Source organism: Kribbella pratensis, assembly GCF_004365355.1.
Lineage (GTDB): Bacteria > Actinomycetota > Actinomycetes > Propionibacteriales > Kribbellaceae > Kribbella.
The window spans coordinates 1,387,994-1,410,462 of the sequence record NZ_SODP01000001.1 but is presented as its reverse complement, the minus strand read 5'-3'; the positions used below and the strand labels follow the sequence as shown (position 1 = coordinate 1,410,462).

General features: G+C 68.8%; 16 protein-coding genes. 5 read left to right on the top strand and 11 right to left on the bottom strand.

Translation table 11 applies throughout. The features are described from left to right. The first annotated feature begins 88 nt into the window (after nt 1-88). Entirely contained in the window at nt 89-589 is a 501-nt protein-coding gene (locus tag EV653_RS06585; protein ID WP_134098936.1) for a DUF402 domain-containing protein, read from the top strand. Between the two features lie 609 nt (nt 590-1,198). Here the strand turns inward: EV653_RS06585 and EV653_RS06580 are convergent. Then, the gene (locus tag EV653_RS06580) at nt 1,199-1,756 is read right to left on the bottom strand and encodes a hypothetical protein (RefSeq protein ID WP_134098934.1); all 558 of its coding nucleotides are present in this window, start codon (nt 1,754-1,756) and stop codon (nt 1,199-1,201) included. 197 nt (nt 1,757-1,953) lie between these two features. Here EV653_RS06580 and EV653_RS06575 point away from each other — a divergent pair, with 197 nt between their 5' ends. Continuing rightward, nucleotides 1,954-2,448 (top strand): DUF402 domain-containing protein, encoded by a 495-nt coding sequence (locus EV653_RS06575; protein ID WP_134098932.1) that lies wholly within the window; start codon nt 1,954-1,956, stop codon nt 2,446-2,448. Here EV653_RS06575 and EV653_RS06570 read toward each other — a convergent pair. Both EV653_RS06570 and EV653_RS06565 read right to left on the bottom strand, forming a co-directional pair. Further along, nucleotides 2,445-3,083 (bottom strand): alpha/beta hydrolase-fold protein, encoded by a 639-nt coding sequence (locus tag EV653_RS06570; protein WP_134098930.1) that lies wholly within the window; start codon nt 3,081-3,083, stop codon nt 2,445-2,447. The two genes, EV653_RS06575 and EV653_RS06570, sit on opposite strands and share 4 nt — an antisense overlap. Nucleotides 3,084-3,087: 4 nt before the next feature. Next, entirely contained in the window at nt 3,088-4,596 is a 1,509-nt protein-coding gene (locus EV653_RS06565; RefSeq protein ID WP_134098928.1) for a CocE/NonD family hydrolase, read from the bottom strand. A 122-nt stretch (nt 4,597-4,718) separates the two neighbouring features. Here EV653_RS06565 and EV653_RS06560 point away from each other — a divergent pair, with 122 nt between their 5' ends. Continuing rightward, a complete protein-coding gene (locus EV653_RS06560) occupies nt 4,719-6,626 on the top strand; it encodes a Na+/H+ antiporter (RefSeq protein WP_134098926.1) in 1,908 nt (635 codons plus the stop codon). A 4-nt stretch (nt 6,627-6,630) separates the two neighbouring features. Continuing rightward, nucleotides 6,631-7,047 (top strand): HIT family protein, encoded by a 417-nt coding sequence (locus tag EV653_RS06555; protein WP_134098924.1) that lies wholly within the window; start codon nt 6,631-6,633, stop codon nt 7,045-7,047. 105 nt (nt 7,048-7,152) lie between these two features. Here the strand turns inward: EV653_RS06555 and EV653_RS06550 are convergent, their stop codons facing one another. Both EV653_RS06550 and EV653_RS06545 read right to left on the bottom strand, forming a co-directional pair. Continuing rightward, on the bottom strand, nt 7,153-7,551 hold the full coding sequence (locus tag EV653_RS06550) for a GNAT family N-acetyltransferase (RefSeq protein WP_255510643.1): 399 nt from the start codon (nt 7,549-7,551) through the stop codon (nt 7,153-7,155). A gap of 133 nt (nt 7,552-7,684) precedes the next feature. Next, nucleotides 7,685-8,242: a HEAT repeat domain-containing protein gene (locus EV653_RS06545; protein WP_134098922.1), complete on the bottom strand. Its 558-nt coding sequence runs from the start codon at nt 8,240-8,242 to the stop codon at nt 7,685-7,687. A gap of 196 nt (nt 8,243-8,438) precedes the next feature. Between EV653_RS06545 and EV653_RS06540 the strand changes: the two genes are divergently transcribed. Beyond that, nucleotides 8,439-9,512, top strand: coding sequence for a hypothetical protein (locus EV653_RS06540; RefSeq protein WP_134098920.1), 1,074 nt, complete (start codon nt 8,439-8,441; stop codon nt 9,510-9,512). An 88-nt stretch (nt 9,513-9,600) separates the two neighbouring features. Here EV653_RS06540 and EV653_RS06535 read toward each other — a convergent pair whose 3' ends face one another. The 6 genes from EV653_RS06535 to EV653_RS06505 all read right to left on the bottom strand — a co-directional run bounded on the left by EV653_RS06535 (nt 9,601) and on the right by EV653_RS06505 (nt 22,348). Continuing rightward, nucleotides 9,601-9,846, bottom strand: a complete 246-nt coding sequence (locus tag EV653_RS06535; protein ID WP_238159599.1) for a cold-shock protein — start codon at nt 9,844-9,846, stop codon at nt 9,601-9,603. 10 nt (nt 9,847-9,856) lie between these two features. Then, on the bottom strand, nt 9,857-12,631 hold the full coding sequence (gene acnA / locus EV653_RS06530; RefSeq protein WP_134098918.1) for an aconitate hydratase AcnA: 2,775 nt from the start codon (nt 12,629-12,631) through the stop codon (nt 9,857-9,859). Nucleotides 12,632-12,875: 244 nt separating this feature from the next. Beyond that, entirely contained in the window at nt 12,876-13,808 is a 933-nt protein-coding gene (locus EV653_RS06525; RefSeq protein WP_134098916.1) for an LLM class F420-dependent oxidoreductase, read from the bottom strand. Nucleotides 13,809-13,818: 10 nt separating this feature from the next. Beyond that, a complete protein-coding gene (locus EV653_RS41005; RefSeq protein WP_166679300.1) occupies nt 13,819-19,089 on the bottom strand; it encodes a hypothetical protein in 5,271 nt (1,756 codons plus the stop codon). A 35-nt stretch (nt 19,090-19,124) separates the two neighbouring features. Then, a complete protein-coding gene (locus tag EV653_RS06510; RefSeq protein ID WP_134098914.1) occupies nt 19,125-20,324 on the bottom strand; it encodes a class I SAM-dependent RNA methyltransferase in 1,200 nt (399 codons plus the stop codon). Further along, on the bottom strand, nt 20,321-22,348 hold the full coding sequence (locus tag EV653_RS06505; protein WP_134098912.1) for an APC family permease: 2,028 nt from the start codon (nt 22,346-22,348) through the stop codon (nt 20,321-20,323). The genes EV653_RS06510 and EV653_RS06505 overlap by 4 nt, the downstream gene beginning before the upstream one ends. Between the last annotated feature and the right edge of the window lie 121 nt (nt 22,349-22,469).

Sequence of the window (22,469 nt, the reverse complement as noted above, 5' to 3'; positions counted from 1 at the left end):
GGGCGGATGTTGGGCAATCTCACACTCCAAGACGCTTCCCGGGAGTCGCTGGTTCGGCGTGGTGTCCGTCTCACTTAGAGTCATCGGTATGGACCTGGTGAGGACCCTGTTCCGGAAGTACGACGGGCAGCCGCATCGCCTGGTCGAGGCGATCCGCCTCGGCGAGGACGAGCACGGCCTGTGGGTCGGCTCCGTCCCGGGCACCCAGGGCCAGCGCGCCGACGGCAGCTGGAAAACCATCGACCACCACCGCGTCAGGCTCTTCCCCCGCGGCCAGTGGTGGAGCGCCCTCTTCAACGACGAGCCCCACCAGACCGCCATCTACTGCGACATCACCATGCCCGCCGAATTCGGCGTCGACTCCGTCACCCTCGTCGACCTCGACCTCGACATCCGCCTCCTCCGCGACGGCACCGTCCACGTCATGGACGAAGACGAGTTCCACGCCCACCAGATCCGCTACAACTACCCACCCCAAGTAGTAGCCACCGCCCAAGCAACCTGCGACCACCTAGCCACCACCATCACCACCACAGAACCCTTCACCACCGCCTACAAGCCCTACCTGGAACTCATCCGCAGCATGTAGATCTGGTGATCATGCCCGCGCGGTGCTACGGGCGACTCCTGCGTCGCCGTCCTCCGCGCCGCTCCCACCCACCCCCCGGCTCATCGCCGGTGCATCCTCTCCGGCTACCGCCGGACCTGCGGGGCTATCGCCCCGCACCCCTGCGCGCTGCCGCGCGATCGACCGCCCCACCCACAAGCCCGACCGTCATCGGCGAGCCGATCGACACCCGACCGCGAAGCAGCCCACGCCGCCGCCTAACCCCGGCCACGAACAACCCGTATGAGACAGCAACCGGCCCCCGTCGGCTAGGAGCCCCCCTGAGCCGACAAGGGCCGATCACGTGTGTCGGGGTTAGTCCGGCACCACACCATGCTCGGTGGCAATCAGCGACTGGTCCACTCCCCACAGCAAGATTGCATGAAGTTGCAGAAGGATCTGCTCGGTCACCGACGAGTCCCCAAAACCTCGAAGAGATGATGGGCGGCCGTGCGGCGCCACCCCACCTCCCACGGTGCATCGAACTGCTCTGTCTCGACACCACGTCCCGACAGATGTTCGATCACTCGCGGCTACCTTCATCCGCGCTCACTATGGAGTTCTGCAAGACGGTGTTGGTGGTCGGGTCCGTTAAGTAGGTTCCCCGTCTTTGAGAGCGTAGGTGACGGATTCGGAGTTGCCCTCCCAATCGCCGAGCTCGAGCGTGACGGTTTCGCCGGTCACCGCCTCGATCGACCACCCCAGGAAGTCACCCGACCGTCGCCAGACAGGCAGCCCTTGTGCGTCGAAGTACAGGAGGTCCGATTCTGTCAGGTAGATGATGCCGCCGTCAGGCGTCCAGCGAACCATGGATGTCCGAATACCAAAGTCGGGGTCACGATTCATTGTGATGGGTTCTTCGACATCGCCGGTCGTCAAGTCGGCAATCGAGATGACCGACGCGGCGTACGGGAGGATCAACAAGCGTCCGGCATGGTCGTCAACCAGAATCACAGCGCTCGTCATGTCTTCGGCCGTGTCAGATGCAAGCTCCACATCCTCCGCTGCAATTGGCCTCAGCAACGCAGATCGAGCGCCAGTCAGAACGATCTCTCCCCATCGGCCGAGGGAAACAATTCCCGATTGCAGCATTGTTGGGTGCAAACTCACATCAGCCTCCGGGTCGGAACCATCGTGCGTCTCCTCCAAGTTTGGTTACAGCATTCCAAAGCGCCTTGTCACCGGTTATCAGCGGGATTCCTCGCTCCAGCGCGGCACTCCGATGGCAGCATCACCGTCGAACCCTTGGGCCTACGGATCCGTGACTCAGGTCACACCGTTTGTCGTTGGCCCGGTCTCTCTTGTGTAGCGAGGTGGAGCACCTGTGGCGGGATAGGTTGAGGGGTATGCGTGATGTTCGGGTGGTGTACCGGAAGTACGACGAGAAGTTGCACTGGCATCAGTGGATGCGGTTTCTCGGGGAGGACGAGTACGGCGTGTGGTTGGGGGCGCCGGCGGGGTCGGTGTCGCAGCGGGGGGATGAGCCGGTGGTGACGCAGGAGCAGGCTCATGTGCAGTTGTTTCCGCGGGACAAGTGGTTCACCGCGATTTTCAATGACGAGCCGCGGTACACCGAGATCTATGCCGATATCACCACGCCGGTGGAGTTCTCCGATGATGTGGTGACGATGATCGATCTCGATCTGGATGTGATCAAGCGCCGGGACGGGACCGTGTTCATCGACGACGAGGACGAGTTCGCGGAGCATCAGGTGCAGTACGGGTATCCGGCCGACGTGATCTCGATCGCGCGCGAGACCTGTGACTGGCTGGTCGGTGCGGTGTCGACCGACGAGCCGTTCCTCACCGTGTACAAGACGTACCTCGACAAGGTTCGTTAGGCGAAGGCCCAGGCCGCCATCAGCGGGAGTTCGCGGCGCCAGAAGTCGTCGCCGTGGGAGCCGGACCGCTCGGTCAGTACGACGTCTGCCCCGGCGTCGCGGAACGCGTCCGCCCAGCGGGTCGCGTTCGCCAGGAACCACTCCTCTTCCGTGCCGCCGACGAAGTACGCGCGCGGCAGCGAACTCCCCATGTCGCCGGGCGGCTGGTATCCCCCGCCGGGTGACGCGCAGAAGATCGCGCCGTAGACGTCCGGGTGGCGAAGCCCGATCGCGAGCGCGAGTTCGGCACTCGCCGACGCGCCGAAAACCGCCGTACGTTCCAAAGGCAGCGCGACGTCGAAGCGCTCACGCACCCACGAGCGGACGTCCTCGACGAAGAACTCCTCGTGGGCCGCGAACCGCTCGGGCTCGAACCCGGGCGAGTACTCGTGGATCCGCTCCATCTCGTCGTCCAGGCGGTGCGCCGCGACGAGCAGCGTCGGCGGTACGTCGGCCGCCGCGTTGAGGAACTCGCCCCACTGCGAGATCAGTTGACCGTCGCCGGCGAACACCACCGCCTCCGGTGCCTCCGCCGGGACGTACGCCGTGACTTGCCGGCCGCCGCCGTACTCAAACGTTTCGGTGACTGCTGCCATCCCGTCACCGTAGCGAGTGCAGGGCCAGCGTGCCGCCCTTGAGCATCATCACTCCCGGCAGCGGTCCGCGCTGGCCGGCGTACATGTCGGCGATCGGGGCGACGGTCAGATACAAGTTCTCACCCGCCGGTACGTCGACCGCGATCGCGGGCAACTCGATCGTCCGGAGTACGCCGCGGGCCGGGTGCTTCTCGCGCAGCGGCATCGTGTTGTTCTGCACGACTTTCGCGGTCAACGGGCTCTTGCCGACGCTCAATGCGAAGTACGCCGCGGATTGCGGAATCACTGTGTAGACGTGGGCGGTCAGCGTCGGCGTACCAGCGATGGTGAGCGGGCCGCGAGCGATCGGGAGGTTGACCGGCAGACCGACGCCGGTCGGCGCGACGATCTTGCCGAGCCGATAGCTCGTGTTCGGCGTCAGATTCTGTTGCGTGAGGCAACGACCGGCGGCTGTCGACAGGTGGTACGTGCCGAAGCCGGTCAGACCGGTCGGCTTGTGCAGCAGCTGGAGCTGCATGAACCGGATCGAGAGAGCGGCGAAGTTCGGCGATCCGAGCGCGATCGAGCACGGGTCGCCGGCGGTCGCGAAGCCCGGTGGTACGACGCTGGGCAGCGTGTGACCGCCGTTGTACCCGACGAAGAGCGAACGGGCCCGTGCGCGGGCGGTGAGCGCGTGGTCGAAGTTCGCGAGGCCCTGATTGAGGTTGAAGAGGTTGTCGGAGATGCCCTGACCGAACAGGACCGGGATGTCGAGCTTGCGGCCTTGCTGCACGTGCCAGGCCGGTCCGTTGTGCGCGAAGAACGCATCGAGATCGCGACCGGCCTTCCCCGCCGGCCACGCTCCGGTCGCGATCAGCGCCACGAACGCGGCCGACACGGCGGCCGGGAGATGCGTGCCGCCGCCGGCGAACAGGATCGACAGCCACATGGTCCGCGCTGCCTCCTGTGGCGCGAGGCTCTGCTTGAGGTCCCACCAGGTGATCTCCGGCGAGAGCGCGTCGAATCGGGTCCGACCGCTGTCGCGCAACTCCGTGAAGGCGCCGGCGAACTGGTACCCGCCGCCGTACGACCCGCCGATCGCGCCGATCAACGGATCGCCGGGGCGTTGCTTCGTCACCCAGTCCAGGCCGGCGACCAGATCGACGAGCTTCACCACATCGCGCCCCTCGAAGTCAGGGTTCATCACATGCGCGACGCCCGTGCTCTCGCCGAAGCTCCGCTGATCGAAGCTCAGTACGCCGAAGCCCGCGTCCAGCCAATCCTTGAAGGCCGCCGGGTCCTTGGTCCGGCTGCCGCCCCATCCGTGACTGTGGAAGATCAACGGCACGGTGTGCTGTGCGGAAGCCGTCGCCGGTTTGAACAGCGAGTAGCAGATCCGTACGGGCGTCGTAGTACCAGGCTCTGGCACCGATGCGACGCATCCGTTGACCACGGCGCTGTCCGCGGCCGCTGGGACCACCGGCGAGGACAGCAGGGCGACAACACCCGCCAGAGCTAGCACACGACGACGCATCAGTGACTCCTGGTGATCGGCTGATCACACGCTAGAGGACTACTTCACAACTGAACAGCCCCGAACTCAGCCGTGGGCGAACCGACCAGTGCAAATCCGCCCCGCACTGCGACACTGTGCGCGTGCATATCGCGATCGAGGTCGTGGCCCTCGTCGCCGTCGTCGCGGCCGGTGCCGCGCTCGCGCGGCGGATAGGGGTCTCGGCTCCCCTGCTGCTGGTGGTCGTCGGGATCGCCGTGTCGTACCTGCCGTTCGTCCCCCGGATCGAGCTCTCGCCCGAGGTCGTCCTGGTCGGGTTCCTGCCGCCGCTGCTGTACTCTGCCGCGATCAAGACCAGCCTGGTCGACTTCACCAAGCACCGGCGGTCGATCGGTCTGCTGTCGGTCGGTCTCGTCGCGTTCACTGCACTCGGCGTCGGTCTGGTCGCCTGGTGGTTGCTCGGCGTGGTCGCCCAGTCGATCGGTCAGGAGCCGCTGCCGTTCTGGGCCGCGTTCGCGATCGGCGCCGTCGTCGCACCGCCCGATGCGGTGGCCGCGACCGCGATCGCCAAACGCGTCGGCCTCCCTCGGCGGATCGTGACGATCCTCGAGGGCGAGAGCCTGATGAACGACGCGACCGCGCTCGTCTGTCTCCGTACGGCGCTTGCCGCGGCCGTCGTCGCCCCGACCGTCCTCCACGTCAGCCTGGACTTCCTGCGCGCGGCCGGCGGTGGCGTGCTCGTCGGCCTGGCGGTGGCGTTCGTCCTGGCGAAGATCCGCCGCCGGTTCACCGATCCGGTCCTGGATACCACGCTCAGCCTGACCGCGCCGTTCATCGCGTACATCGCGGCCGAGAACCACTACGTGCACGCGTCCGGCGTACTCTCCGTCGTCGTCACCGGGCTGCTGCTCGGGCACAAGGCGCCGATCATCCAGTCGGCGAAGTCGCGGATGTCGGAGCGGACCAACTGGCGGACAATCCAATTCCTGCTGGAGAACATGGTCTTCCTGCTGATCGGCCTGCAGACGCGGTGGATCCTCGACGCGCTCGGCAACAGCCCGCTACCGGCGTGGCTGATCGCGACGGCCACGGTCGCGGTGTTCCTCGCGGTGGTCCTGCTGCGGCCGATCTGGATCATTCCGACCACGCTGCTCTCGCGGCGGGTGCTCGGTCCGTCGCGGCCCGGACCGGTTTCGCGGCGCGCGCTGATCGTCGTGTGCTGGGCCGGCATGCGTGGCGTGGTCACGCTGGCGGCGGTCTTCACCCTGCCCGAGAACACGCCGCATCGCGAAGTACTCGTCTTCATCGCTCTGACCGTGACCGCGGGCACGCTGCTCGTCCAGGGATCGACGCTGCCCTGGCTGGTACGGCGGTTGCGCCTGCCCGGACCGGATCCGGCGGAGGACGCGTTGCAGGAGGCCGCCGTACTGCAGGGAGCGCACCGCGCCGCGATCGAGAAGCTCGACGAGATCTCGTCACCGTCGGACCCGCCGGCCGTGCTCGACGTACTGCGGCAGCGTGGCGAGGCGCGCGCACAGGCCGCGTGGGAGCGGCTCGGGCGGCCGGAGACCGAGTACGAGACGCCCAGCGAGGCGTACCGGCGGTTGCGGATCGCGATGCTCGAGGCGGAACGTACCCACATCCTGAAGGTTCGCGACGCCGGACTGGTTGCCGACGAGGTGCTCCAGCGGGCGCAGAACGCGCTCGACATCGAGGAGTCGATCCTGGACCGCGACGAGGACGACGACGTCGGCGGGCGCTCGGAGGATCTGCGGCCGAAGATGCTGCCGGGCGGCGAGTGCGAACACCTCGCAGAATCGCCGGTGGTCGTCGCGCCGAACACGCCGGACGGCTGCGAGGAATGCCTGGCCGAGGGCACGACGTGGGTGCACCTGCGGCTGTGCCTGCGCTGCGGCCACGTCGGGTGCTGCGACTCGTCGGAGATGAAGCACGCGAGCAAGCACTACGACGGGGAGAAGCATCCGGTGATGCGCAGCTTCGAGCCCGGCGAGACGTGGCGGTGGTGTTTCGTCGACGAGAAGCTAGGTTGACGGCATGGCGGACTGTCTCTTCTGTTCCATCATTGCCGGTACGACGCCTGCGCAGATCGTGCTGGACACCCCGGACGTGGTCGGGTTCCTCGACATCCGGCCGGTGTTCAAGGGCCACACGCTGATCGTGCCGCGCGCCCATGTGCCGACGATGGTCGAGATGTCCGACGAGGTGATGGTCCCGCTCTTCGGCGCGGCCCGGTCGGTCGCGGACGCCGTCCGTACGGCGTTCGGCGCGCAGGGCTCGTTCGTTGCCGTCAACAACGTTGTGTCGCAGTCGGTGCCGCACCTGCACGTCCACGTCGTACCCCGCACCAAGGGCGACGGCCTCCGCGGCTTCTTCTGGCCACGCACGAAGTACGCCGACGAAACCGAAGCCGCGGAGTACGCCGGCAAGCTCCGCGCCGCGCTCGCCACCTGACGAGGCCTTGAACACCTACTGGTGCCCCTGCACAGGAAATAACCTGTGCTGACCCACGAGTTCCTGTGCAAGGCACCCACCGTTGCTCGCTCGCCGCGAGGGTGGTCAGGTGGTGGTGCGCTCGTACTCGACCTGCGGGAGCGGGTTGCCGTCGCCGAAGTCGCGGGTCTGCGTGGCGCCGGTCTCGGTGAAGCCGACCTTCGTGTAGAACCGGCGTGACTGTGGGGTGTCGCGCAACGTCCACAGGTGAACGCGTTCGAAGCCGTCCGCGCACAACTGCTGCAGTGTGCCGGCCATGAGCGCGGCCGACACTCCGCTCCCCCAGCCATCGGGGTGCGTATAAAAGCTGTGAATCTCCGCAAACCCCGCACGCGTCTCCGACGGCTCCGACCAGGAAATCGCCAGCGGCCGCCCATCGACGAACCCGACCATGATCAGCCCGTGGCCCTCCGCGATCCGCGCATGCCAACGACTCAGCCGACTCTCAATCCCCTCCCGCGCCACCTCCCCCGAAAACAACGGCCCATACGCTGCCCCCCACGAGGCAGCGTGAACTTCACCAACCGCCGCCCCGTCGGCCGGTGTCGCCCGGCGCGCAGAAATCCGACGCCCGGCCCGATCGGCGGGGTTGGTGTAGTTAGCGGACGGGGCGGTCAAGGCGGGTCTCCAGGTTCTCGAGGGCGCGTTCAACGGCTGCGCGAACTGTGTGGTCGGGGTCGTCGGCCAATGGGCGGATCGCGTCTGCGTGTTCGAACTCCCCCGCGGCGCCGACGGCTCGTACGGCGGCCGCCCGGACCCGCGGCAGTTCGTGCTCGAGCATCGGGAGCAACGCATCGACAAGCTGCCCGAGCTCCCGCTGCGCGGTGATCCGGGCGACGTGCTCGCGCACGCGCCAGGCCGGATCGCTCGCCGCAACCTGCAGCGCATCGACCACGTCATCACGCCACACATACAAGAACACGCGGGCCGCCCAGACCCGGATCCAGTAGTAGTTCACCGGATCAACCGGCGTCTGCCATCCACCCGGATTGTCCGACCCGGTGATCGCAACCAGCTTCGGCAGCTCAGCGCCGTACGCCGCCTCACCCGAGATCTCCCCGGTGAGAAACGCCAGGCACCAGTCGATCACCACATCCTCGCCGTACTCCGCGCACGCGGCCCGGACGACATCGCGCGGCGACTGCCTCTCGCTCATGCAGTCAGTAAACCCCGCCCCACCGACACTTCCGCCCACGCTGTGCCCACGGCAGACCCACTCCCGACCGACGCCTGACCCAAGCCCGACCCGCGCCGGCCCCGCGCCAACCGGGCTGTGCCCGAGCCCGACCTCGGCTCACGCTGACCCGCGCTGTCACTACGCTCGCTGGGTCAACGGTGAGGAAGGTGTGTGAATGGCCGGCAGACGGCTGCTTGACCCGTCTTCTGGTGAGTACCGGATTGTTGCCGGGCTCATCAGGTCTGCACACCAGACCGTCGGGACGACTGGCCAGCAGTGGTGGAACGGCCGGATCGGTGTGCTGCCGGCGACCAGCCGGACGCGGAGCCGTGCCGATCTCGACGGGACGATCCAGTTGCATCCGCGGCATGTGATCGCCCCGCTGCGGCGCGCGGAGGCCGGCGGACGCGATCGCTGGTGGTATCCGAAGGCGACCCGGGACGCGTCGTACAACGTGATCTATGAGGGTTTGCGGATGGCCGGTCCGACCGGCCTGAAACCGGGCGCGAACCAGTCGCTCGATCGCGCGCTGCCGGCCGGAAATCGCAGCCTGGACCAGGCGCTCAACGAGCAGCTGACCTACCAGATCGCTGAGCGCGTGATGGTGGAGAACGGACTGGCCGAGGCCTTCGAGGCCGACCTGCCCGAGGCTGCCAACAGCGGCTACGGTTTCTCGGCCGGGATGCTCCAGCCCTTTCGGATCAACCCGCTCTCGACGCCCTCGACAGCCGCAGCCCGCGCCCTGGTCGACGGTCTCGCCGACGCAACCGACCGCTCGCCGCAACTGGTCCTCGGCACGCTCGCGCAGAGCCGGAAGACGGAGCGCTGGTCCTTGGCGGTGAGCATGGTGGCGGAGACGGAGCAGCGCGGTGTACTCGACGCGCTCAAGGCCAACGGGCTCGCGGTCGACTTCACCGAGGTAAGCCGCGCCGCAGGTCGGGAATGGGCCCGGTTGAACGGACATCAGTCCCTCACGATCAGCACCGTCAAGGCCGCCGACGACTGGGGCTACGCGATTGGTCGGGACACCGCCGGAGTACTGGTCAAGGCCGGCAAAGGCCTGGCCGACGTTGGATCCAGGGTGCCCCAACGCGGAGTCACCGAGGTCCAGAAGCCGGCTGCCGCCAGGGAGCTCAGTCCGGACGAGGTGCTCGGCCCCCAGGTCTCGCCTGCAGGTACGTCGACCACGACCGGCGCCACGTCCGCGTCGCGAGCTGCCGCCCGGCCGGATCGGCAGCTCGACAGATAGCTCGCGGGCCGCCCGGTCGGATCAGCTGCTCGGCAGGTAGCTCGCGGGCCGCCGCACGGCCGGATCAGTTGCTCCGACGGGGAGCTCGTCAGCGTTGCTTGGCCCACTCGGCTCGGTAGTCGTAGCCGTCCTGGCCGGGTGACTCCCAGCGGACGCGGACCGAGCCGCCCGGCGGCAGCGAGCGGAACCCCTCGGCCTCGATCACCGAGAAGTGGGTCCAGCAGCCGCCGGGGGTGCTGGGGCAGTCCACGACGCCCCAGCCCTCGTCGTCGTGCCAGAACCGGACGACGCCGTCGTCCTCTCCGGTACGACGCTCCATCCCGACGGCCGCCATCAGCTGGTGATCAGCTCGCGATCAGCGACCGCAGCACGTACTGCAGGATGCCGCCGTTGCGGTAGTAGTCGGCCTCACCAGGCGTGTCGATCCGGACGACCGCGTCGAACTCCTTCTTCGACCCGTCCGTGCCGGTCACGGTCACGTGCACCGTGCGCGGGATGTCGCCGTCGTTCAGCGCGGTCACGCCGCTGATGTCGAAGGTCTCCTCGCCGGTCAGGCCGAGCGACTCCGCGGTCTCACCCTCCGGGTACTGCAGCGGCAGCACGCCCATGCCGATCAGGTTCGACCGGTGGATGCGCTCGAAGGACTCCGTGATGACGGCCTTCGCGCCGAGCAGCGCCGTACCCTTGGCGGCCCAGTCACGCGACGAGCCCGAGCCGTACTCCTTGCCGGCCAGGATCACCAGCGGCGTCCCGGCTTCGGCGTACGCCTGGGCGGCGTCGTAGATCGTGGTGACCGGGGCGTCGTCCTTGGTGAAGTCGCGGGTGAAGCCGCCCTCGGTGCCCGGTGCGATCTGGTTGCGCAGCCGGATGTTGGCGAACGTGCCGCGGATCATCACCTCGTGGTTGCCGCGGCGGGAACCGTACGAGTTGAAGTCCTTGCGGTCGACGCCGTGGTCGGCCAGGTACTTACCCGCCGGGCTGTCGGCCTTAATCGAGCCGGCCGGGGAGATGTGGTCGGTGGTGACCGAGTCGCCCAGCTTGGCCAGCACGCGGGCGCCGGCGATGTCGGTGACCGGCGACGGGTCCTTCGCCATACCCTCGAAGTACGGAGGCTTCCGCACGTACGTCGACTCGGCGTCCCAGGCGAACGTCTTGCCCTCGGGCGTCGGCAGCGACTGCCAGCGCTCGTCACCGGCAAAGACATCGGCGTAGTCCTTGGTGAACATCTCCTTGCTGATCGAGCTCGCGATCACCCGCTCGACGTCGTCCGCGGCCGGCCAGATGTCGCGCAGGAACACGTCGTTCCCGTCGGTGTCCTTGCCCAGGGCATCGGTCTCGAAGTCGAAGTCCATCGTCCCGGCGAGTGCGTACGCGATCACCAGCGGTGGGCTGGCCAGGTAGTTCATCTTCACGTCCGGGTTGATCCGGCCCTCGAAGTTCCGGTTGCCGGACAACACGCTCACGACGGCGAGATCGGCTTCCTGGACACCGGCCGACACCGCCTCGGGCAGCGGGCCCGAGTTGCCGATGCACGTCGTACACCCGTAACCGACCAGCTGGAATCCGAGCTTGTCCAGGTACGGCGTGACGCCGGCCTTCTCGTAGTAGTCCGTGACGACCTTCGAGCCCGGCGCCAGCGACGTCTTCACCCAGGGCTTGCTTGAGAGGCCCTTGTCGACCGCGTTCTTCGCGAGCAGCGCGGCGGCCATCATGACCGACGGGTTCGACGTGTTGGTGCAGGAGGTGATGCTCGCGATCACGACGTGGCCGTGGTCGAGCTCGACCTCCTGGCCGTCCAGGGAGATCGTGGTCTTCTTCGACGGACGCCCCGGGCCGCCGTGCGGCACGTGCGGCTCGTCGTTCACGTCACCGTGCCCGTTCGGCGCGTCGCTGGCCGGGAAGCTGCCGGTCTCGGACGGGTCGACGTCGAGCTCCTCGGTCGCGTAGTCGGTCAGCGCACCGCGGAAGGCCTCCTTGGCCTCGGTCAGCGCGACCCGGTCCTGCGGACGCTTCGGTCCGGCGATCGACGGCACGACGGTCGACAGGTCCAGCTCGAGGTACTCCGAGAACCGCGGCTCGACCGACTGGTCGTGCCACAGGCCCTGCTCCTTGGCGTACGCCTCGACCAGCGCGACGTCCTGGTCGCTGCGGCCGGTCAGCCGCAGGTAGTCCAGGGTGACGTCATCGATCGGGAAGATCGCGCAGGTCGAGCCGAACTCCGGGCTCATGTTGCCGATCGTGGCCCGGTTCGCCAGCGGCACGGCCGCGACGCCCTCGCCGTAGAACTCGACGAACTTGCCGACCACGCCGTGCTTGCGCAGCAGCTGGGTGATGGTGAGCACGACGTCGGTCGCGGTGGCGCCGGCCGGGACCGAGCCGGTCAGCTTGAAGCCGACGACCTTGGGGATCAGCATCGACACGGGCTGCCCGAGCATGGCCGCCTCGGCCTCGATACCGCCGACGCCCCAGCCGAGCACGCCGAGGCCGTTCACCATCGTGGTGTGGCTGTCGGTGCCGACGCAGGTGTCGGGGTACGCGACGCCGTCGCGCACCATGACGGTGCGCGCGAGGTGCTCGATGTTCACCTGGTGCACGATGCCGGTGCCCGGCGGGACGACCTTGAAGTCGTCGAACGCGGTCTGGCCCCAGCGGAGGAACTGGTAGCGCTCGCCATTGCGCTGGTACTCGAACTCGACGTTGCGCTCGAACGCGTCCGCGCGGCCGAAGACGTCGGTGATGACCGAGTGGTCGATGACCAGCTCGGCCGGCGCCAGCGGGTTGATCTTGGTCGGGTCGCCGCCGAGCTCGCCGACTGCTTCGCGCATCGTGGCCAGATCGACCACGCACGGGACGCCGGTGAAGTCCTGCATGATCACGCGGGCCGGGGTGAACTGGATCTCGGTGTCCGGGGCCGCGTTCTGGTCCCAGTTGCCGAGCTTGGTGATGTGCTCGGCGGTGATGTTCGCGCCGTCCTCGGTGCGCAACAGGTTCTCCAGCAGGACCTTCAAGGAGTACGGCAGCGTGTCCGCACCCTCGATACCCGCCAACCTGAAGATCTCGTACGACTGCCCGTTGACCTCGAGTGCACCCTTGGCACCGAAGCTGTCGACGCTCGCCATCAACCCGCTCCTCTGTCAGTCCTTGTTCGCTCAGGCCCATCCTGCCCAGCGCGCCGCCCGGCCACGAGATCAGGTCCCCCTAACCTCGCGCCAAACTCTCTCGATATCAAGATACACGACATCGAGCCACCGTCGTATGGCACAGCCACGAACCGCGGCCGTGAACAGGAACTGGTGGCGCGCTACAGGAAATAACCTGTCTCAGCCCACCAGGCACTGTCCACGGCCCCGGTTCCTGGCGAGATCAGGAGACGTGTGGGAGGACTTCGGCGGCGATCAGATCCAGATGATCCAGGTCGTGCAGGTCCATGATCTGGACGTACTGGCGTTGCGAGCCGACAGCGGCGAACTGGCCGAGCCGCTCGACCACCTCGGCCGGCGTACCGGCAATGCTGTTCGCCTTCAGGTCGTCGACGTCGCGGCCGATCGCGTCGGCGCGCTGCTTCACCTGGGCGTCATCCTTGCCGACGACGACGGTGTGAGCGGTCGAGAGCGTGAGCGTCTTCGGATCGCGGCCGATCGCCTCGCATGCGGTCTGGACCCGCTTGTACAGCTCTGCGGCGGTTTCGACCGAGCAGAAGTTCGCGTTGAACTCGGCGGCATACTTCGCGGCCAGCGCCGGCGTCTTCTTCTTGCCGCTGCCCCCGATGATGATCGGTGGATGCGGCTGCTGGACCGGCTTCGGCAGCGCCGGGGAGTCTTCCAGCTGGTAGTGCTCGCCCTGGAATGCGTACTTCCCGCCGACCGGTGTGTCCCACAGGCCGGTGATCAGCTCGAGCTGCTCGGCGAGCAACTCGAAACGTGTGCGGGTGTCGGGGAAGGTCAGCCCGTACGCCTTGTGCTCAGCCTCGAACCAGCCGGCGCCGAGGCCGAGCTCGGCGCGGCCTCCGCTCATCTGGTCGACCTGCGCGACCGAGATCGCGAGTACGCCGGGGTTGCGGAACGTCGCGGAGCTGACGAGCGTGCCGAGCTTGATCGTGCTGGTCTCGCGGGCCAGGCCGGCGAGCGTGATCCAGGAGTCGGTCGGCCCCGGAAGGCCGTCGCGATCGCCCATGACGAGGTAGTGGTCCGAGCGGAAGAACGCGTCGAACCCGTTCTCCTCGGTCTTGCGGGCGACCGTCAGGAGGTCGTCGTACGAGGCGCCTTGCTGCGGTTCGGTGAAGATCCTGAGAAGCATGGCGCCCACGCTATCTCGCGCTGGTGTACAGCTTCTCCAGGTACGACGGCTGCCATTCCGGACCGCGGCTGTACAGGCGACGTACGAGGCCGTTGACGTCGAGGCGCGGCTCGATCGGGTTGTCCCACCAGTCGGGCACCTGGTCGTACCACCGGTCGATCCGGAGCGTGCGGCCGGCGGCGTCGATCCGCGCGAACAGCCAACCGCCCTGCGGGCTGCGCTGCTCGGTCAGCCACAGATCGCCGAGCAGCCCGCTCAGCTTGTCAGCGGCGTACTCCGGGTCGTCCACCTCGGGCGGCTCCAGATCGAACCGGTACGACGGGGCCGCGGGGTCGAGCACCTGCACCTGAATCGTGAACCCCGAAGGCACAATCGCCGTCCGAGCCCGGCACCAGGCCCGCAACGCCACCACTGCCTCCGACTCCTCCGGCCGAGGCCGAGGCCGCTCCGCCTCCGCCCGCATAGCCTCCTCAATAGACCCCGGCACCACCGCAACCCGAGGCCCATCACCCCCCACCAACCCCAACCCCGGAATAGACATCCGAGCCACAACCGCAGCCACATCCGCCGCGCCGCGGTCAGTGTGGTCCGCCCAGGCCGGATCGCCTACTTGTTCCGTGCCCGACCGAGCTGCACCGTTCGTCCGGTTCGCCCCGTTGGCGCCGTGCGTCCGATCCGCGTCGTTCGTGGCGTCGCCTTCTCGACCCCAAGCGTCCTGGCCACCCGACCACGCCGACGCCTCGTCCTCCCCCGAGGCAGGCAGATCGTCGAACCCGACGGCCGGCATCTCCCCCGTCGGCACATCGTCATCCACAACCGGCACAACTCCGGTCGGCCAGTCATCCTCAGGATCACCAACAGAGAGTTCCTGCTCGGGACCAGCGTCCGGCCACGGCGCCGAGCCAGACTGAGCGTCCGGGGACGAGTTCGTGTCCGGGTGCGCCCCAGAAGAACCCGTCAGGCGCTCGGGCTCGGCGTACTGCGCGGCCCACGGCTGCGCGGGTGCTCCAGGTGCCGGATGGTTCTCCGGGTTCGGGAGTGGCTCGGGGTCCGGGTCTGGCTGCGGCCCAGGTTCTGGTTCCGGGAGCGGTTCGGGTGCAGGTTCAGGCTCCGGCTCGGGGAACGGCTGAGGCTGCGGTTCCGGATCCGGCTGCGGCTCCGGGTCAGGGAACGGCTCAGGCAGAGGCTCCGGTCCGGGGAACGGGTCCGGCGTAGGCGTCGGCTCCGGACCCGGGAACGGCTCAGGACGCGGACCCGGACCTGGGAACGGCTCAGGATGCGGCGTGGGCCCGGGAGCCGGCTGGGGGCCCGGACCCGGGTAAGGCTCGGGGCCTGGGCGCGGTGCGGGCTCGGGGCCAGGGCCTGGCTGCGGTGTCGGCTCGGGGTGGGGCGGATTCGGCTCGGGCCACGGGGCCGGGTGGGGCTCCGGCTGGGGCCAGGGCTCTGGGCGCGGCTGCGGTTGAGGCCAGGGCTGAGGATCTACTTGAGCTTTAGCCTCGGCCCACCCAGCATCCGCAGCAGTCTCAGCCGCGCGCGACTCGGCGTCTTCCTCAACTGCCCGGCTCCGGGTGTCGCGGGTCGCCGCGGGCCGGCCGTAGATCTCGTCCTCGTCGTCATCCACCCCCAGCCCGTCGTACCGCCCACCCGGCCGATCAAGCGCCGATCCCCTGTGCGCCCGCTCGTCCCACGTTTGCGCCGACTCGTCCTCGCCTTCTGCCGAGTCCAGGGCACCTGCGTCTACCGAGCCGCGCGCCAAAGCATCGTCCGACCGGGGCGCGCGTGAGTCGATCGAGTCCCGCCCCCGTGCGTCAGCGCCGTGTCCACCGGCGTCAGCAGGGTCGTGCTCGCGGACTTCCGCCGGGCCGCGCTCCAGAGCATCTGCCGACCGCTGCACGCGTGGGTCTGTCGAGTCCTGCGCGCGGGCGTCTGTCGAGCTGTGTCCAGGTGCGTCAGCCGAGTCGTGCTCGTAAAACTCCGACGAGGCGTGGTCCAGGGCTTGTGCCGATCCGTGGACGCGCGGGTCGGTCGAGCCCTGGCCGCGAGCATCGGCCGAGTCGTGGTCTAGGACTTCGGGTGAGTTGGGCGTGCGCGTGTCGGCGGGTGCTGGGAGTACGTCGATTGGCTGGGTCGTCGACGGGTCCTCGACGACTGCCGGGATCTCGGCGGTTTGGTCATCCTCGTCCAGGTCGGCGGCCGGCTCGCTCGGGGCGCGATCTGCGATGACGCGATCTGTGGGGGCACGACCGGGCGCGGCCGGGTTGGCTGCCCGGCCATCGCTCGGGTGGGGCTGGCTCGGCTGGTGGGCGGTGGCGTCGATCGGGTCGCCGGAGGTTGCGTCGTACGGCGGGGGCGGGGCGGGTGTCTCGTGGTACGGCGCGGGGTCGTCGGCGTACTCGGTAACCGATCGGTCGTCGTGTGACGACTCGGATGCTGAGGCCTGGCCCGCTGGGTACTGCGGAGCGGGCTGCTGGGACTCGGTGGGTGTGACTGGCGCGAACGGGGAAGGGCCGGTGAAGGAGGCGAGGTCCTCCTCTTCCTCTTCCTCGGCCGCGGGAGGCGGGTCGAGGACTGCGGCTATCTCGGCAGTCGGTGCGTCGTCGTCCTCCAGGTCGGCGGACGACGGACCTCCGGCGGCGGCCGGTGACTGCGCGAAGGGCGAGTCGGCTGCCCCTGGGCTGGCGTTGGGGGCGAACGGCGAACCGGCCTGCGCCTCGTCGGGCGCGTCCGGAGCGAAGGGCAAGTTGGACGGTGCCGCGTCGCGGGCGTCCGGCGCGAACGGTGAGTCGGCGGGCGCCGCGTCGCGAGTGTTCCGAGCGAAGGGAGAGTCGGACGGTGCCGCATCGGGTGCGTCCGGAGCGAAGGGTGAGTCGGACGGCGCCGCGTCGCGGGCGTCCGGCGCGAACGGTGAGTCGGCGGGCGCCGCGTCGCGGGCGTTCCGAGCGAAGGGTGAGTCGGACGGTGCCGCATCCGGGGCGTTCGGGGTGAACGGCGAGTCGGACGGTGCCGCATCGCGTGCGGTGGGGGCGAAGGGTGAGTCGGCTGGGGCGGTGTCCGGGTTTGGGGATGGGGCGAACGGGGAGTTCGTGGGGGCGGCGGCTGCTGGGGGCGCGGGTGGCTGTTGGGTGTTGGCCTGGCCGGATGCACCGGGCTGGGAGAGCTGGAGAGGCTGTGTGGGAGCTCCGAAATGGGCGGTCGCACCAGACTGGGCGAGTTGGCCGGGCTGGGCGGGTGCGCCGGGCTGGGTGGGTTGGCCGGGCTGGGCGGGTGCGCCAGGCTGCCCGGCGTACGCGTTGTCACCGGCGCGGGCAGGTCCACCAGCCTTGGGGCTGGAGTGGGCGCTCAGCCCAAGCTGACCGGATTGGCTGGGCTGGGCGGGTGCGCCAGGGTGCCCGGCGTACGCGTTGTCAGCGGGGCGGCGGGCGGCTCCACCATCCTGCGGGCCGGAGTCGGCAGTCAGCCCAAGCTCACCGGGTTGGCCGGGCTGGGCGGGCGCGCCGGGGTGGGCAGGATGCTCGGGATAAGCGGTACCCGGATTGGTGCCGGAGCGTGCAGTCTCGCCGGGGTATGCGCCGGGGTGAGCGGCATTGCCGGGCTCAGCGGGTTGATCGGGCTGAGCAGGCGCGCCGGGGTGGGCTGACTGAGCGGGGTGGGCGCCGGGCTGGGTGGGTGCGGCGGGGTGGGGGGTGGTGCGGTGGGTGGGTGGGTTTTCTACCCATTGGCCGTTGATCCAGGCGGGGCCGGTCCAGGCGGGGTTGTTCTCGGCGGTGTCGTCGGTGAAGGGGGTGTATTCGCTGGTGGCTTCCTCGTTGGACCAGGAGAGTTGTTCGGCGGTTTCCCAGTCCTGCTCGTCCGATGCCGGAGCTGCTGCGGCGGGGGCGTCGGCGAAGAGGCTGTTGAAGAAGTCGTCGCCTTCGTACTGGCCGCCGCCTACGCGTGGGGGCTCTGCGGACGGGAGGGTCGGGTCGTACGTCGGGGTGGGCAGGCCGGCGCTCTGGACGTCGTGGGGCAGGTACGCGCTTGGGCCGGGCCCGGCGGAGGGCTGGTGCGGCTCCGGCTCTACGGCTGGGGTCGAGCCGGTGTCGTGTTTGCGGCGCCGAAGCCAGCCCTGCTTCTTCCCGGTAACCCCGTAGTCCCCGTGGCCGCTCGCCCCGCGTCCGTCGGCTCCGCGCCCTCCGGCCGGGCCGACCGCGTCGGCTCCGCGCGCCGCAGCCTCTTGCCCGGCACCGCTGCTAGCGGCGCCTCCGTACGCCGCAGTCCCGCGCCCATCGGTGTCCTGGTGGGCGGCCCCGTACCCCGCAGCCCCACGCCCACCAACCTCCTCGCCGGTAGCTCCGTACGCTGCGGCGCCGTGCCCGCCGGGCTCCTGGCCGGTGGCTCCGTACCGCGCAGCGTCCTGTGCGGCCGCCCCGCGGCCGGCTGGCGGGTCGGCGACCGGTGCATGGACAGCCGGTGGGTAGGTGGCCGGTGGGGCGTCGATTGGTTGGCCGGTGAAGGGGCTGATGCCGGGTGGGACTACGAACGACTCTTCGTCCTCGGGAGGTGAGGAGGGGGGCCGGCTGTCGGGGCTTCCAATCACGAGATCTTCAACGACCGACACCTCGGCTGTGTCAGGGTCGTCGGCGAAACTTGCCGGTACTGCAAAGTTTCGGGTGAAGTCTGCCGCCGCCGCGACTCCGGCGGCGATCTCCGGCTGCACCGGCGAGCGCGGGTCGATCCGGAAGTGCGAGAAGAACGCCGCCAGCGCCTCAGCGGTGATCCCCGACCCGAGCGCCGTCCGGATCAGCTCGACGCCGTATCGGCGTAGTTCGTCGAGGCCGTCGAGGTAGTCCGCCCACTCCGCGACCCACTCGATCATCTCGTCGGCGGCGGCCTCGTCGGAGGTGATCCAGCCGCCGATCTGCTGGAACCCGTCGTCGACCGGCTGCCACGGATCTCCCGGGTACGACGCGCGCGCCCACGTCCCGTTGAACGCGCCGTACACAAAGCCGAGCTCGCCCGCCGCCTGCCGCTGCCGCACCTCGGGCTGTCCGATCCAGTCCGGCGAGCCCGCCAGCAGGTCGGTGCCAACGGTCGCGCTGTGCTGCGTGTGGAACCCCCACAGCACGACCCGCCCGTCGCTCAGCCGGGCCAGCCGCAGAACGGAAGCGGTCTCGTCCTGGTGGTGGTATCCGTTGGCGTCGGCGTACCACCGGCGGTCGAAGCCGGTGGCATGGGCGACCGCCGCGAGTGCGGTCCAGCGGGCCCGCAACTCCTCAGGGTCGTCCAGGTCAACGAGCGGCATCAGGTCTCCAGCGCATTGGAATCCAGCCCCAGACGCTACCCGAGGGTTCCCCCACTCACCAGTTCACTATCCACAGGCTCGAGGATGGCCACGCACTCGATGTGGTGGGTCATGCCGAACAGGTCGAAGGCCCGCAGCGACGCGATCCCATAGCCGAGCCGTCCGAACGTCTTCAGGTCCCGCGCCAGCGCCGCCGGGTCACACGCGACATACGCGACACGCCGCGGCCCGAGCGCCGCAATCCGCCGTACGACGTCCTTGCCGGCGCCTGTGCGCGGTGGATCGAGGACAACCAGGTCCACATGCTCCAGACCATGCCCGACCGCCGTGTTCAGCACGCGGTCGACGTCGCCGTTCTCCACCGTCACGTCTTCGAGGTCATGCAGGTTGCGCCGGGCGTTCCGGACCGCGTCCTTGTCCCCCTCGATCGCCAGCACCGCACAACCAGCCTCGGCCAGGAACGCAGCGAACAGCCCCACACCGGAGTACAGGTCCAGCGCGGTCTCCCCCGCAGCCGGCTCCAGTCCGCTCAGTACGGCGTCCAGCAGCGTCTCTGGCGCGGCCGGATGGACCTGCCAGAACCCACCGGCCTCCACCAAGAAGTGCCGCTCCCGCACCACCTCGACCAGCCGCTCCCCCGGCTCGGCGTCAGTCTGGACGGCGGTCTTGCCCTCGGACGACACCACGGCCTGTACGGACGACACGCCAGGCCAGCGCGACGACAGCACGTCCGGAGTACCCGTGTGCGCGATCAGGCACCGGTCGATCGGCACCAGGTCGTGGGAGCGGTGCGCGTACATGCCGGGCCGCCCGTCCACGACGGCGTACCGCATCCGCGTCCGCCATCCCAGACCGTCGTCGCCGGGCGACTCCATCACGATCGTCCGCTCGATCCCACCGATCCGCCGGAGCGTGTCCGACACGACGGTGGCCTTCAGCCGGCGCTGCTCGACGATGTTCGCGTGCTGGAAGTCACATCCGCCGCAGAGCCCCGGACCGGCGTACGGGCACGGCGGCTCGATCCGCTGCGGGGACGGCGTCAGCACGGACACCGCGTCCGCTCGCAGGTACTTCGCGGTCTGCTCCGTGATCCGCGCGTGTACCAGCTCCCCCGGCAGCGCATGCCGGACGAACACCACCTGTCCCTCGTGCCGGGCGACGCAGTGTCCCCCGTGTGCGACTGGCCCTACCTCCAGCTCGACTACCGCCCCAACCAGACTGTCTGAGTCTGTCACCGATCTCCTGACGCCTTGCGGGCCCCGCGCCGTACCTGCCCGGCGACCCGTTCTACCCGGTCCTGCCGCTCCTCGGCCCCCTGCGACGAGACCAACTGGTAAGGAACGGACGTAACCATCACACCAGGTGTGAACAAGAGCCGCCCCTTGAGCCGCAGTGCGCTCTGGTTGTGCAGGATGTGTTCCCACCAGTGCCCCACGACATACTCCGGGATGTAGACCATCACCACGTCCCGCGGAGACTGCCTGCGGATGTCCCGGACGTACTGCAGGATCGGCCGGGTGATCTCGCGGTACGGCGACGCGAGCCGCTTCAGCGGAATCGGGATGCCGCGTGCCTCCCAATCGGCCTGCAACGCGTCCGCTTCGTCCCGGTCGACGTCGACGGTGATCGCTTCGAGCGTGGATGGCCGGGCCGCCTTCGCGAAGGCCAGTGCCCGCAGGGTCGGGCGGTGGAGCTTCGAGACGAGCACGATCGAGTGCACCCGCGACGGCAGCATCAGCGGCTCGTCGCCTTCGGCTGTCATCTGCTTGCGGACCGTCTCGTAGTGCCGGTGGATGCCCTTCATCAGTACGAACAGCCCGGCCATCGCGATGATCGCGATGTAGGCGCCGTGGGTGAACTTGGTCAGCAGCACGATGACCAGCACGATTCCGGTCATCGTCAGACCGATCGCGTTGATGATCCGGGACCGCATCATCTGCCGCCGTTTGACCGCGTCCGTCTCCGACTTCAGATGCCTGGTCCAGTGCCGGATCATGCCGAACTGGCTGAGGGTGAAGCTGACGAACACGCCCACGATGTAGAGCTGGATCAGCTTGGTCACCTGGGCGTCGAACGCGATGATCAGCGCGGCCGCGCACAGGGCCAGCAGGATGATCCCGTTGCTGTAGGCGAGCCGGTCGCCGCGGGTGTGCAACTGGCGGGGCAGGTACCCGTCGCGGGCCAGGATCGAGCCGAGCACCGGGAACCCGTTGAACGCGGTGTTCGCGGCCAGCACCAGGATCAGCATCGTCGCGCCGATCACCACGTAGAAGCCCGGCTGGAAGTTCGAGAACACCGAGTCGCCGATCTGACCGATCACGGTCTTCTGGGTATAGCTGTCGCCCACCGGCTGCCCGTCGCGATACAGCTGCGTCGCGGGATCCTCGGCGTACCGGAGTTTGATCTTGCTGGCCAGGAACAGGATGCTCATCAGCATCGTCACCGCGATCGTGCCGAGCAGCAGCAGCGTGGTCGCCGCGTTCTTGCTCTTCGGCTTGCGGAACGCCGGTACGCCGTTGCTGATCGCCTCGACACCGGTCAGCGCCGCACACCCGGACGAGAACGCCCGCGCCAGCAGGAAGACCGCGGCCAGCCCGGTGAACACCTCGTGGCCGCCTTCGGCATGTACTTCGAAGTCCGCGCTCTCCGCCAGCGGCAGGTTGCCCGCGCTCAGCCGGATCAGGCCCCAGATCGCCATCCCGATGATCGAGAACATGAAGATGTACGTCGGGACCGCGAACACCGCCCCGGACTCACGGACCCCGCGCAGGTTCATCGCGGTCAGCAGCAGCACCAGGCCGACCGCCAGCGGTACCTCGTGCCCCTCCAGGAACGGCAGCGCCGACTTCGCGTTCTGTACGCCGGACGAGATCGACACCGCCACGGTCAGCACGTAGTCGACCATCAGCGCGCTGGCCACGGTCAGCCCCGCCGTCGGCCCGATGTTCACCGTCGCGACCTCGTAGTCACCGCCGCCCGACGGGTACGCGTGCACGTTCTGCCGGTACGACGCCACCACGACCAGCATCACGAACGCGACCAGCAGGCCGATCTTCCAGGAATAGCTGTAAGCGGCCAGCCCGGCGATCGACAGCGTCAGGAAGACCTCGTCGGGGGCATAGGCGACCGACGACAGCGCGTCGCTCGCAAACACCGGGAGAGCGATGCGCTTCGGCAGCAGGGTCTCACCCAGCTGCGTGCTGCGCAGTTTGCGACCGAGCAGCAGCCGTTTGCCGAGGTCACCTAGAGCGGGAGTCACACCGGTGATGTTAGAGGGCACAAGGTCGTGTCCGGCAGTCGCCCGCCGTGGCGCGAGCACCCGTGCCGAGTGGCGCGCGGGGGACTGTCGGGCACGACCTCAGGTCCGGTGTAGCGTCTAT